Genomic DNA, 13443 nt, shown 5'->3' on the forward strand with positions numbered 1-13443 from the left:
AATAAAAGGAAAACAGAATGGCACGCATTATCGTTGTAACGTCGGGTAAAGGCGGGGTAGGCAAAACGACCTCCAGTGCAGCTATTGCCTCAGGTCTGGCTTTAAAAGGGAAGAAAACCGCAGTCATCGACTTTGATATCGGTCTGCGTAACCTAGATTTAATCATGGGTTGTGAGCGTCGTGTTGTGTACGACTTCGTTAATGTTATCAATGGTGAAGCGACGCTGAACCAAGCGATGATCAAAGACAAGCGTACAGAGAACCTGTTCATTCTTCCTGCTTCTCAAACTCGTGACAAAGACGCACTAACAAAAGATGGCGTTCGTCGTGTGTTTGATGAATTGGATGAAATGGGCTTTGATTTCATCATCTGTGATTCTCCTGCGGGTATCGAGCAAGGCGCTCTGATGGCGTTGTATTTCGCTGATGAAGCGATTGTAACGACTAACCCTGAAGTCTCTTCTGTACGCGATTCAGACCGAATTCTAGGTATTCTTGACTCTAAATCTCGTCGTTCAGAAGACGGCTTGGAGCCAGTAAAAACACACCTTCTACTGACTCGCTACAATCCAGCACGCGTAACTCAAGGTGAGATGCTAAGTGTTGAAGACGTTGAAGAAATCCTGCACATCTCTCTACTGGGCGTGATTCCAGAGAGCCAAGCAGTACTGAACGCATCGAACAAGGGTGTGCCAGTTATCTTTGACGAAGCAACAGACGCAGGTATGGCTTACAATGATACTGTAGAGCGACTACTGGGTAGCCAAGTGGACTTCCGTTTCTTAACGGAACAGAAGAAAGGCATCTTCAAAAGACTGTTCGGGGGCTAATACGCAATGTCATTATTAGAGTTTTTTAGACCACAGAAAAAGACAACCGCAAACCTAGCCAAAGAGCGTTTGCAGATCATTGTTGCCGAGCGACGCAGCCATGACGACCCTGCACCGTCATACTTGCCGCAACTGAAAGAAGACATCTTGAAGTGTATTGCGAAGTACGTTGAAGTCGATCCATCAATGGTTGATCTGACATTCGAACATAAAGATGACGACATCTCAGTATTAGAGCTGAACGTTAAGCTTCCAGAAGAAGATCGATAAGTAGAGCCTGAGCTGTGCTTATCAATACTCAATAAAAAAGAGAGCCTAGGCTCTCTTTTTTGTGTCTGAAACTTTTATCTCTAAAGCATTCGTTGCTTACTACAAAACTAAAGTTACTTGATTGCTTTATTTAGCTTCTCGCCAACGACATCTAGGCGCCAACCTTGCATTACATCAGGCAGCTTCTCTGGGTTACGATCGTACTTCCAAATCCAGCTTAACACTTGGTTAAGTTGCTTCTTCGACGCCAAAAACTCAGTCGCTAAACCACTGTGTTGCGATGCTGTTTTCACTTCATCTTTCAACACTTTGAAAAGTTGCTTGTAACCAGGGTAGTCCATTAGACGTTCTACTGGCGCTGGGTACTCTTCTTCTGGCGTATGCTCAGCCAATTTCACGATTGAGCTGATCTTCGCACCATGGCGACGTACAGAGCGGTAATCAAACCCTTCCTGCTCCATATGCTTAGGATCTTTCATCGCGAAACGAGCTACGGCCCATAAGTCTTGTTCTTTAAAAACAAAGTTCAACGCTAAATCACGCTTAATCGCTTCTTTTAAACGCCAAGTTGCTAGAGGTCTTAAAATCGCTAGCTGTTGAGGTTTTAGCTGCCACGCGCCTTTAATATCAAGGTAAGCGTTGTCTGGGTTTGCTTTACGGATGCGCTTAGCCACTTGTAAATCAGACTCTTGTTGCGCCGCTTCCCACCAACCTGCTTCCATCACTTTTTCGAGAAGCTTGTTGTACATTGGCATCAAGTAGTGAACGTCTGCCGCTGCATAGTCGAGTTGCTTTTGAGAAAGCGGACGCGCTAGCCAGTCAGTACGAGATTCACTCTTATCTAGGTCAACACCTACAAACTCAGAAACTAGAGCCGCAAAGCCAGTTGAAAGACCGTGACCTAAGAAGGCTGCCATGATCTGCGTATCAACCATTGGTGTTGGCGTACAGCCAAATGCGTTCTGGAATACTTCTAGATCTTCGCCACACGCATGTAACACTTTCAGTACTGAAGTGTCTTTCAACAGCCCAACAAACGGGGTCATTTCATCAAGAGCAATAGGATCAATCAGTGACAGCGTTTCACCATCAAATAACTGAATTAAGCCTAATTGAGGGTAATAGGTTCTTGTACGAACGAACTCTGTATCAAGCATAACAACATCGGCTTCACGTGCTTGTTGGCAAACTCGCTCAAGGTCTTTAACTTGGGTAATGATTTGATAATCCACAAAAACTCTCACTGATTTTACTTTGATCGCCGGATACAAAAATGCCGACATTAACTGTCGGCATTCTAACACCATTTTTCAGCGCTCGCTTAGATTAAGCGCTGCTATGGCTTGTGGTGCATCATCTTCTCGTAAATGAGCTCGTTACTCGCTTGCGCGTTTGGCAAGCTCTGCGTCGTTTTCTTCACGAAGCACTCGGCGCAAGATTTTGCCTACATTGGTTTTTGGTAGTTCTTCACGGAACTCAATCAATTTAGGGATCTTGTAACCTGTTAGGTGTTCACGGCAGTGCGCGATAATGTCTTCTTTGGTTAGGCTAGGGTCACGTTTTACCACGTAAATCTTAACCAGCTCACCAGACACCTCATGAGGTTGGCCGATAGCCGCAACTTCTAACACTTTGCCATGCAGAGCCACTACGTCTTCAATCTCGTTCGGGTAAACGTTGAAGCCCGACACTAGAATCATGTCTTTCTTACGGTCTACGATGTACAACAAGCCTTCGTCATCAAACTTAACGATATCACCAGTCGATAACCAACCGTCTTGGTCGATCACTTCTTTGGTCGCTTCTGGACGTTGCCAGTAGCCTTGCATCACTTGAGGACCACGAACCTGCAATTCACCCACTTGGTCATTACCAACCACTTTACCTTCATCATCAACAATACGAACTTCTGTTGAAGGTACTGGTAGGCCGATTGCACCTGTGTAGTCTTTCAGATCATATGGGTTACCCGTGACCAAAGGAGCACATTCGGTTAAACCATAGCCTTCAAGTAGGTGGACACCTGTCGCTTTCTTCCATTGCTCAGCAACAGCGCGTTGAACCGCCATACCACCGCCAACAGATAAACGCATATTACTGAAATCCAACTCGTGGAAATCTTCGTTATTGACTAGCGCATTGAACAAGGTGTTTACGCCAGTAATCGCGGTAAATGGAACCTTTTGCAGCTCTTTAATAAAGCCAGGAATGTCACGAGGGTTAGTAATCAGAAGGTTACGACCACCCATCTCAACAAACAGTAAGCAGTTCACAGTCAGTGCGAACACGTGGTAAAGCGGCAATGCCGTTACGACTAATTCACGGCCTTCTTGCAGAACAGGGCTATATGCCCCTTTCGCTTGAAGTACGTTCGCAATCATATTGCGGTGCGTTAGGATTGCGCCTTTCGCTACGCCCGTTGTACCACCTGTGTACTGTAGGAATGCGATGTCATCGCCAGCCATAAATGGCTTCACATACTGTAGGCGACGGCCTTTATGCAGCGCTTTTCTGAATGAGATAGCACCCGGCAGATCGTACTTAGGCACCATGCCTTTTACGTATTTCACTACGAAGTCGACAATCGTACCTTTCGCTCGTGGCAGCATTTGCCCCAAGCTGGTTAGCACAACGTGTTTAACCGGAGTTTTATCAACGACTTTCTCTAGTGTGCTCGCAAAGTTAGAAACGATAACAATCGCCTTTGCGCCAGAGTCATTCAATTGGTGTTCAAGTTCACGAGGCGTGTACAGTGGGTTGACGTTCACTGCAATCATACCTGCACGCAGTACACCAAAGAGTGCAATTGGGTATTGCAGCAAGTTTGGCATCATAAGCGCGACACGATCGCCTTTCTTCAGTTTTAGATCATTCTGCAAGTAAGCGGCAAAAGCACGACTGCGCTCTTCAAGCTTACGGAATGTCATGATAGACCCCATGTTCTCGAATGCTGGTTGGTCTGCGTACTTCTGTACCGACTGTTCGAACATTTCAATAAGAGATGGGTACTGATCTGGGTTGATCGTCTCTGGTACGTCACTTGGATAACGTGAAAGCCAAGGTTTGTCCACTATGTTACTCCTCGTTTATCAGCTGACGACTGCTTCGCCGCTTTTTATCATTGCGGTATTACAGCACAGCTTTAGTGCATGAGCACTAAAAGGCTCAAACACTTGTTTAAATTTTGTTAACTACACCAAGAATTAGCTCTGAAACTAGCTCTGGGCTCTCTAAATGGCAATGATGTCCGCCAGGAACAGTCTCTATATTCAGAGAACTATGGGCTGATTTGTAGCGATTATGCTGCAAATGTCGGAATCCATCATTCCCTAAAACTATTAATTGAGGGCATTCAATAGCCGCCATGATCGCTTCAGCATGCGCTTGTGACATTCGATATAACGAGTCACATTTTAGGTTAGGGTCGCATCGCCATTGCCAAGAGTTATCAAACTCGGCACTACCTTGAGCTACAGTCGTTTGATCAAAAGCAGCTTGATCTACTGTCGCTTCCTCAAAAGCAACTTTAGCAACAACAGCTCGATCAACAGTACTTAGCTCAACGATTCCTCGTTCAACAATAGGAGCAATGAGTTCTGCTTTGATTTGATTGGCGTGAGCTCTCAGCTTAATAGCATCCTCAAGACTTGCCAGAGGACGTGAAGGCTTTCTTCGCTGTCGAAGACGACTGAGTACCCCATCTCTCAAGCGAGAGACTGTTTCGTGGGGAGCTTCAGAAAGAGGTCCGTGACCTTCAATTTGGATTAATCCTGACACCTTTTCAGGAAAGGCGGCACTATAGCAACTTGCGATCAATGCACCAAGTGAATGTCCTACTAGTACCAGTCTGTTTGGCGATAATTTAGTCACCAACTGATGCAAATCGTCGATATAGTCATGAAACGGGTAGTAACTGCCCGACTTATGCGATGAAAATCCATGGCCAAAGAGATCAATAGCAACCAGATGAGAATTTGGTGAAAGTACTTCTAGATTCGATATAACAGAAGAAAAACTCGCTGAGTTATCTAACCACCCATGAATAAAAACGACCGTCGTAGCGGTCGTTTCGGGGTTACCAATCTGTTGTGTTGCAAGCGTCCCGCTCGCAAGAGAATATGACTTTTCAATCATTGATAGTTTGTTATTCCTGTCTTGATGTATCCATTAATCCTAAACGATGCTATTTATTCGACATCTTTAATTACGCGCCCTTGTCTTGGCATCGTTTGAAAACTACGACAATGTAAGCTGCGACATGAGTAGTAAGTAGGAGCAAAATCGTTCACAACCACTCTTTCTGTGATTTGCCACAAGCGTTGGTTATAAACATTCATTACCGGAAAAGTATAAGGATAATCACCAATAGTGCCATCTTCTGTGCCATTCGATGTGCCCACCAAGGTGACTAAACGACCTTCAGCAAAACTCAATGGCTCAACATAACCATCAATGTAAGCGACAAAGCGCCCTTTTGGTTCGGCATCAATATCTGGCTTACCGCTACTTGAAATCGGCATGTTAACCACTTCAACACGAGTCTTATCTTGTAAGTTTGTCACCTTAGCAATCACACCACCTAAACGAACATCACCAGCGTCTGGCACTGTGTTTACCCACTCTTGGTAGTCCGTCACGACTTGTTCAGAGTTTGCATTAAGTTCTTCAGGCAAAGAGGAGCAGCCCATCACCATCGAAGAGAAAGCGACAAGGAAAAATAAGCGAGATTTAAAAATGAGAGAAAACATAATGCTGGTCCTTAGAACAGGATAAATAAAAGCACAAAGCTAGATATAAATATCGACCCCAATAAGCTTCGCAAGTTCCTCTTTTTTAGCTTGATTCATCACATCCATATACTCTTCCATCGCACGTCGTCCACGCCCTTCTGGAAGATCATATTGAACCTGAGCTTTGTGAATCTCAGATTCTTTGACTTGGCGAATGGAATGCGAGACAGCATTCGCGACCTTAGTTGGCTGACCAACTGAGGTTTTTGCATCGCCTTTTTTTACCTCGTTCTTTTTATTGGTTCGATTGGTTTTGGATGTGTTGCCTATCGAAGAAGGAGGTAAGCCGTTTATTGAAACCATGCTTAAGGAATTTTGTACCTAATTTTAATGATTTTGTATCTGTTTTAATTTTGGCTCTGCAAAGTGAATGCAGAACCAAAATAATACGTATTTACTCGCGACCTGGCAGTTTCTTCCACGTCACTTTGTCACGCAGGTAAACTGGCTCAGACTCTTCAGCTGCAACCGCTTTGCCTTCTGCATAAGCAAATTGAGCAAGGAACGCCATATCTTGAGCTTCTGGGAACAGAACCTCACACGCTTTAGTGTTGATCGCTAGTGTGTCCATATGCTCTGCATACGCTTCCCAACCGGTGCCTACTTTTGCCCATGTCTCAGAATCCACTTCAAGCTGCGCAGCCAATTCGCTTGGTGGTGTAACACACTCTGCATCAACTGCAGTCCAACGACCATCTTGTTCACGGCTGTAACGAGCCCAGTATACTTCACTCATGCGAGCATCAATCGCTGTTGCTACGTGAGTTTCACCAAATTTACGGTAGCTGCCTTGCGCCATCGCTGCCAGTGTAGACACACCGATCATCGGTAAATCAGCACCAAAAGCCAAGCCTTGAGCAATACCGATACCAATACGCACACCCGTGAAACTGCCTGGGCCTTGGCCAAACGCGATTGCGTCGATATCGGTTAAAGCGATGTTCGCTTCTTTCAGTACTTCATCAACCATAGGTAGAATTTTTTTCGTATGGTCTCGAGGAGCCTCTTCGCTACGTGCGAACACCTGGTCACCCATTACTAGTGCAACTGAACAGTTTTCAGTTGCGGTATCTACTGCAAGAATTTTCGCGCTCATTCGTGTCTCAAATATTCGTTATCTAATCTAAAAATAATGGCTAAGCTCAACAATGCCAATTACTCAGCAGCGGTTGAATGGTCTTTAGCTAAGAATTCTTTAATAATCCCTAAGTCACGGGTACGTGGGATAGGCGGTAAACTCGCCAAAAACACACCACCGTAATCGCGGGTTACCAAGCGATTATCGCAAATAATCAAAGCGCCATTATCACGCTTATCACGTATTAATCGGCCAACACCTTGTTTCAAGGTAATCACTGCGTCTGGTAACTGCACTTGTGCAAAAGGATCACCCCCTTTTAGCTTACAGTCCTCGATTCGAGCCTTAAGTAACGGGTCGTCTGGGGCGGTAAAGGGTAATTTATCGATGATAACACAGCTTAATGCGTCGCCCCTAACATCTATACCTTCCCAGAAGGCGCCAGTGGCCACCAGCAATGCGTTACCTAATTCCATGAATTCGGCTAAGGTTTTTTGCTTACTTGTCTCACCTTGTAGCAGAACTGGAACCGAGAGCGTTTCACGGAATCGTTCCCCCAACTCTTTCATCATGCTGTGTGAGGTGCACAAGAAAAAACAGCGACCTTGGTTTTGCTCAATCACAGGGGTCAACATTCTTACTAGCTTATCCGCTAAGCCGGGGCTATTTGGTTCGGGAAGATAGCGAGGCACACACAAACGCGCCTGATTTGGATAGTCAAACGGGCTTGGCAGTGAAAACTGTGCTGACGGTTTTAACCCGAGTCGAGAGGTAAAATGGTCGAAATCGTCCGACACAGCCAAAGTTGCAGAGGTAAACACCCAAGCACCCGGTTTTAGCTCAATCTGCTCATGGAATTTTTCCGCAACCGAAAGAGGCGTGATGTGCAAAGCAAAGTGTCGTGGCGTGGTGTCATACCAATAAGAATAACCGGTAATCGACACGTCACATACACGTTCAATGCGCGATTTGATCATAGTGGCACGTTCAAAAGCCGTGTCTAATAACTGGCTTCGACCCAATGCTAATTTCAATACATCGACTGCAAGCTGCAACGCATCTTGTAAACGCACTAGCTCTCTCGCGATCGACTCTGACTTCAACGCTTCACGCCAGTTACCGCGAAATGCTGTGTCGCCGAGCACAATACGTAGATCGGCTGACGATTGAACGAGCCTATCCCCTACTTTTTGCAGCTGACGCATGTCTTTGGCTTCAGTTCGGTAAGCGATTTCAATGTCTTTGGCTAGTTCTTGGATTTGTCGGCTTGATACTGATTGTCCGAAGTACTGACTGGCGATATCGGGAAGTTGGTGCGCTTCATCGAAGATAAACACATCGGCTTCAGGTATCAGCTCACCAAACCCGGTTTCTTTGATCGCTAAATCTGCGAGAAACAGGTGGTGGTTTACCACGACAACATCCGAATCCATCGCTTTTTTACGCGCTTTCAGCACAAAGCAATCGGTGTAGCTTGGGCATTCTTTGCCTAAGCAGTTGTCGTTAGTTGAAGTAATAGTTGGGATAATTGGGCTATCTTCAGCAATGTCATCACAATCGCCTAAGTCACCAGTTTGAGTCGCCGAAGACCAACTGCGCACTTTCACCAACTGCGCTAACAATGTTGGATCGGTATGGGTGCCATGACTTTCGATCATTTGGCGGCTCAAGCGGTCTAAACACAAATAGTTTGAACGACCTTTCAGCAGGGCAACCTGACCATAAAAGCCAAGCGCATCAACCATTAATGGTAAGTCACGATGAAACAACTGCTCTTGAAGGTTTTTAGACCCCGTACTGATGATAGTTTTCTTGCCACTTAGCAGCGCTGGCACGAGGTAAGCAAACGTCTTGCCGGTACCTGTCCCCGCCTCAACAACCAGTTGGCTTTGTTGCTCAATGGCTTGTGAGACCGCTTCAGCCATATCCAGCTGAGCTTGTCGTGGTTGAAACCCAGGGATCGCTTTACCCAGAGCACCATCAGCAGAAAACGTTTTAGATATCATAGAGTACGTGGTTTAGAAAAATAGAAGGCGAATTATGGCAGGTTTAGTGAGCCGGCGCGAATCAGAAATGACTGCGCACCGGAGGTGTCTATCGAATAGAACATGCCAGGCTAAGTCCTTCTTACCAACCTAGCCCAAAACAAATGAAAGGGTTGTTTAACTACTTGCGATTCAAATAACGAGATAACCAAGGCGCACCAGAAAAACCGGAATCACTTGGTTGCATAGCTTTAACAGCATCAGTCGGAGAGGCCTTGTTTTCCCACATTTCATCAAGAACGTTGCCGTCCACCTGAACATCACCCACTAATGAATTTACACGCTTACAGTACAACTTTTTCGCTAGTAACTCTTTATCCATAAATGATCACCTATGCATGGCTGAAATGTTGGCTCGCTCTAGTGAAACTTGACCGAGAATATCGGTTAAAACCGTCAGAAATCTAACCTCTACCTGAATTTATTAAGCTTCTCAATTTATTAATCCCCTAAATGAACGGTAGATTTTGTTGAAACCAAATTGATAATAGATTAATTATAACGGTAATATTGCGGCTCAGTTCACCGTTCGACGGCCTGCATTAAATTTGAAGAATCCCGATTTCATATAATAAGTGCAACATTTCATGGAAGTAAGATGCAAATGGAAAGAAAAACTTTATTAACACATTGTACTGACGCCCCAGGCCTCATCTCAAAGATCACCAACATTTGTTACAAGCACCAACTCAATATTATTCACAACAATGAGTTCGTTGATAACACTAGCGGCCACTTCTTTATGCGTACCGAGCTAGAGGGTTACTTCAATGACGAAACCTTGCTTGCCGATTTAGACCAAGCGCTGCCAGAGAATGCGAAACGTAAGCTGATAGGCTCTTCTCGTAAGCGTGTCGTGATACTCGTGACTAAAGAAGCTCACTGCCTTGGCGATATTCTAATGAAAAACTTTGATGGCAGCTTAGATGTCGAAATCGCAGCGGTGGTTGGCAACTACGATACTCTGCAAAGCTTAACCGAGCGTTTTGATATTCCTTATCATCATGTTTCTCACGAAGGATTAAACCGTGAAGAACATGAGAAGAAGATGCTTGAAGTGATTGACCAGTACGAGGCGGACTATCTGGTGCTTGCTAAATACATGCGAGTGCTGACTCCGGGGTTTGTTGAGAAGTACAACCACAAAATCATCAACATTCACCACAGCTTCTTACCAGCATTCATTGGTGCTAAACCATACCAACAAGCTTATGAGCGCGGCGTAAAAATCATTGGCGCAACAGCGCACTTCGTGACAAACGATCTCGATGAAGGGCCAATCATCAAGCAAGACGTGATTCCAGTGGATCACAACTTCAGTGCGAAAGACATGGCTCAAGCCGGTCGTGACGTAGAGAAGAACGTGTTGAGTAAGGCTTTAAACAAAGTGATCAATGATCACGTGTTTGTTTACGGTAACAAGACTGTGATTCTGTAAGTCGCTTATTTAAGTAATACTTCCAGTTAGAACCCAATAAAAAACGCGCAACAGGGTTAACCCATTGCGCGTTTTTTGTATCTGGTGATTAGACTAGCTTTTAGAGATTCCCAACTATTCTCGGCTCAAATTAAGCCTGTTCTGACTCAACAATCTTCTTCAAAGAGTGTGGATGCAGCTTAATACAAATGCCTTGATGTTTAAAAGCCACCGTTGGGTTATTCAAACGTTCACCCTCGCCTTTCGGGCTAGAGAGTTTTACCTTAATGCCTTGCTCTGCCAAAGTTTCAAACTTAGCAGCGAACTGCGGGTAAGTCTCTTTAAGATCCGCCAGATACTCATCAGCCGTTTGCGCGTGAGAAGGAATCACAAACTCGACATGTTCCCAATCTTGGCTTGGATAAATTTTACCTTCTGCTGGATATGGCAACTCTAAGCACTCAATCTTCCAACCAAGGCTTTGCAATGGCTCATCGAAAGCCAACACCACAATTGGACGGCCATTGATCATCGCTTCTGAAATTGTAGAGCCATATTCAGACCAAGCCAGATGTGCTGATTTCGCAAGCTCAGTTTCATTAATTCTTAATGCAATATGATCCGCTTGAGCAAAGCTTAAATCTAAACCCAGTGCATTTCCTAGGTTCTCAATTTTCGCCATAAACGTATCAAGGCGCGCAATCATTTGTTGTGGTTCTAGTTCGGCTTGCTTCAGGCTCATCGTCATTGTCTTTGTTCTCCAAATAATGGCTGCATGGTATCAGTTTTACTTTCAGCAACAAGCGTTGCTTTTACAAAAAAACGTTCAAAAAGTACGGTGTCTTACTTTCCTAAATAGACAAACCTGGCTTGGTCAAAGTCGATTGTCAAAAACCCCTCAGGAAATGTTAATTTTCTATCAATTCGACCTATAAGAAACCCCACAAAATTGGTATGATTAACGCCATTTTTGTGAACTTAAACAGAGTCTGTTGTTCATTTCGGCATTAAATCGTTAACTCGAAGCATAATTAACCAAATTTAATACCCACGAAATAACGGCCACTCTTATTCATCCTTGAATTGAAGGAAACGCGTGTGAATATCCAAGCACTGATTAATGACAAAGTATCTCAGGCTCTAGAAGCCGCTGGCGCACCTGCAGGCTCTCCTGCGGCTGTTCGCCAATCTGCAAAACCACAATTTGGTGACTACCAAGCAAACGGCGTTATGGGTGTTGCTAAACGACTAGGCACCAACCCACGAGAATTTGCTCAAAAAGTATTGGACGTTCTAAACCTAGACGGTATCGCTTCTAAAGTTGAAATCGCAGGTCCAGGTTTCCTAAACATCTTCCTAGATGAAGCATTCCTAGCACAACAAGCAGACGCAGCACTGGCTGACTCTCGCCTTGGTGTTACAGCGGCTGAAGCACAAACCATTGTTGCTGACTACTCAGCACCAAACGTTGCAAAAGAAATGCACGTTGGCCACCTACGTTCAACGATCATCGGTGATGCTGTTGTTCGTACACTAGAGTTCTTAGGCCACAAAGTTATCCGTGCTAACCACATTGGTGACTGGGGCACTCAATTCGGTATGCTTATCGCAAACCTTGAGCGCATCCAAGCTGAAACTGGCGAAGTTTCAATGGAACTTTCAGATCTTGAGCAGTTCTACCGTGAATCTAAAAAGCTTTACGACGAAGACGAAGAATTCGCAGTGAAAGCTCGTGGCTACGTAGTGAAACTGCAAAGCGGCGACGAGTACTGCGCTGAAATGTGGAAAAAGCTGGTTGACGTAACCATGGTTCAAAACCAACGTAACTACGATCGCCTGAACGTATCACTGACACGTGATGATGTAATGGGTGAAAGTATGTACAACCATATGCTTTCAAACATCGTTTCTGACCTACAAACACAAGGTCTAGCAAAAGAGTCTGACGGCGCACAAGTTGTATTCCTAGACGAATACAAAAACAAAGATGGCGACCCGATGGGCGTTATCGTGCAAAAACGTGACGGTGGCTTCCTATACACCACCACCGATATTGCCTGTGCTAAATACCGTTTTGAAGAACTGGGCGCAGACCGCGTACTTTACTTCATTGACTCTCGTCAGCACCAACACCTAATGCAAGCTTGGACTATCGTTCGTAAAGCGGGTTATGTTCCTGAATCTGTATCTCTTGAGCACCACGCGTTTGGCATGATGCTAGGTAAAGATGGTAAGCCATTTAAAACTCGTGCAGGCGGTACAGTACGTCTTGCTGATCTTCTGGACGAAGCAGAAGTGCGTGCAACTCAGCTGATTGAGTCTAAAAACCCTGAGCTAGCAGAAGACGAGAAGAAAACCATCGCAAACACAGTTGCAATGGCGGCGGTTAAATACGCAGACCTTTCTAAGCACCGTACCACTGATTACGTGTTCGACTGGGAAAACATGCTGGCATTTGAAGGTAACACGGCACCGTACATGCAGTACGCGTACACTCGTGTAGCTTCAATCTTTGCTAAAGCAGGCATTTCTATGGACTCTCTTGAAGGTGAAATCAAAATCACTGAAGAGAAAGAGAAAGCACTTATCGCGAAACTTCTACAATTTGAAGAAGCGGTACAGTCTGTTGCTCGTGAAGGTCAACCGCACATCATGTGTAGCTACCTGTTCGAACTTGCTGGTCAATTCTCTAGCTTCTACGAAGCGTGCCCTATCCTTGTGGCTGAAGATGAAACAGTTAAACAGAGCCGCCTGAAGCTTGCTGCACTGACAGCTAAGACTATCAAGCAAGGTCTGTCTCTTCTAGGTATCGAAACTCTAGAGCGTATGTAATTCCCTTCGGGTTACAATGAATAAATACAAAGGTTGATGTGAGAGCATCAACCTTTTGTTTTATCTAACGTATACTGATACCAATCGTAGTAAATAACTAATCATCCTAGCTGGTTAAAACGCTCGATAACTGCGTTAGAATTTTTGATTGTAGAATAACTACTTATCAAAAAAATCTGCC

13 protein-coding genes are annotated in these 13443 nt (G+C 44.8%); 4 read left to right on the forward strand and 9 right to left on the reverse strand.

Features of this window, described 5'->3' with window-relative positions; all coding sequences use genetic code 11:
- The first annotated feature begins 17 nt into the window (after positions 1-17).
- Both minD and minE read left to right on the forward strand, forming a co-directional pair.
- A complete protein-coding gene (gene minD / locus AC3CIA_RS11420; protein ID WP_009848498.1) occupies positions 18-830 on the forward strand; it encodes a septum site-determining protein MinD in 813 nt (270 codons plus the stop codon).
- A 6-nt stretch (positions 831-836) separates the two neighbouring features.
- Entirely contained in the window at positions 837-1100 is a 264-nt protein-coding gene (minE, locus tag AC3CIA_RS11425) for a cell division topological specificity factor MinE (protein ID WP_010436847.1), read from the forward strand.
- Positions 1101-1213: 113 nt separating this feature from the next.
- On the opposite strand, the gene rnd is transcribed toward minE, so the two are convergent.
- From rnd to AC3CIA_RS11465, 8 genes are all read right to left on the reverse strand, one after another.
- Positions 1214-2332: a ribonuclease D gene (rnd, locus tag AC3CIA_RS11430; RefSeq protein WP_032500282.1), complete on the reverse strand. Its 1119-nt coding sequence runs from the start codon at positions 2330-2332 to the stop codon at positions 1214-1216.
- Positions 2333-2476: 144 nt separating this feature from the next.
- A complete protein-coding gene (gene fadD, locus AC3CIA_RS11435; RefSeq protein WP_004734190.1) occupies positions 2477-4171 on the reverse strand; it encodes a long-chain-fatty-acid--CoA ligase FadD in 1695 nt (564 codons plus the stop codon).
- 106 nt (positions 4172-4277) lie between these two features.
- A complete protein-coding gene (locus tag AC3CIA_RS11440) occupies positions 4278-5234 on the reverse strand; it encodes an alpha/beta hydrolase (protein ID WP_488518142.1) in 957 nt (318 codons plus the stop codon).
- Between the two features lie 53 nt (positions 5235-5287).
- On the reverse strand, positions 5288-5848 hold the full coding sequence (locus AC3CIA_RS11445) for a Slp family lipoprotein (protein WP_488518143.1): 561 nt from the start codon (positions 5846-5848) through the stop codon (positions 5288-5290).
- Between the two features lie 39 nt (positions 5849-5887).
- Entirely contained in the window at positions 5888-6193 is a 306-nt protein-coding gene (locus tag AC3CIA_RS11450) for a hypothetical protein (RefSeq protein ID WP_017074520.1), read from the reverse strand.
- 91 nt (positions 6194-6284) lie between these two features.
- A complete protein-coding gene (gene tsaB, locus AC3CIA_RS11455; RefSeq protein ID WP_017074519.1) occupies positions 6285-6986 on the reverse strand; it encodes a tRNA (adenosine(37)-N6)-threonylcarbamoyltransferase complex dimerization subunit type 1 TsaB in 702 nt (233 codons plus the stop codon).
- A gap of 59 nt (positions 6987-7045) precedes the next feature.
- The gene (gene yoaA / locus AC3CIA_RS11460; RefSeq protein WP_488518144.1) at positions 7046-8974 is read right to left on the reverse strand and encodes a DNA repair helicase YoaA; all 1929 of its coding nucleotides are present in this window, start codon (positions 8972-8974) and stop codon (positions 7046-7048) included.
- A 160-nt stretch (positions 8975-9134) separates the two neighbouring features.
- Positions 9135-9335, reverse strand: a complete 201-nt coding sequence (locus tag AC3CIA_RS11465) for a hypothetical protein (RefSeq protein WP_488518145.1) — start codon at positions 9333-9335, stop codon at positions 9135-9137.
- 282 nt (positions 9336-9617) lie between these two features.
- On the opposite strand from AC3CIA_RS11465, the gene purU reads away from it, so the two are divergent.
- The gene (gene purU, locus AC3CIA_RS11470) at positions 9618-10451 is read left to right on the forward strand and encodes a formyltetrahydrofolate deformylase (protein WP_065205162.1); all 834 of its coding nucleotides are present in this window, start codon (positions 9618-9620) and stop codon (positions 10449-10451) included.
- 130 nt (positions 10452-10581) lie between these two features.
- On the opposite strand, the gene AC3CIA_RS11475 is transcribed toward purU, so the two are convergent.
- Positions 10582-11178: a VOC family protein gene (locus AC3CIA_RS11475; protein WP_428785449.1), complete on the reverse strand. Its 597-nt coding sequence runs from the start codon at positions 11176-11178 to the stop codon at positions 10582-10584.
- Between the two features lie 350 nt (positions 11179-11528).
- On the opposite strand from AC3CIA_RS11475, the gene argS reads away from it, so the two are divergent.
- The gene (argS, locus tag AC3CIA_RS11480; RefSeq protein ID WP_017088029.1) at positions 11529-13262 is read left to right on the forward strand and encodes an arginine--tRNA ligase; all 1734 of its coding nucleotides are present in this window, start codon (positions 11529-11531) and stop codon (positions 13260-13262) included.
- Positions 13263-13443 lie beyond the last annotated feature (181 nt).

It is taken from the genome of Vibrio sp. QJM3NY_27 (assembly GCF_057785955.1).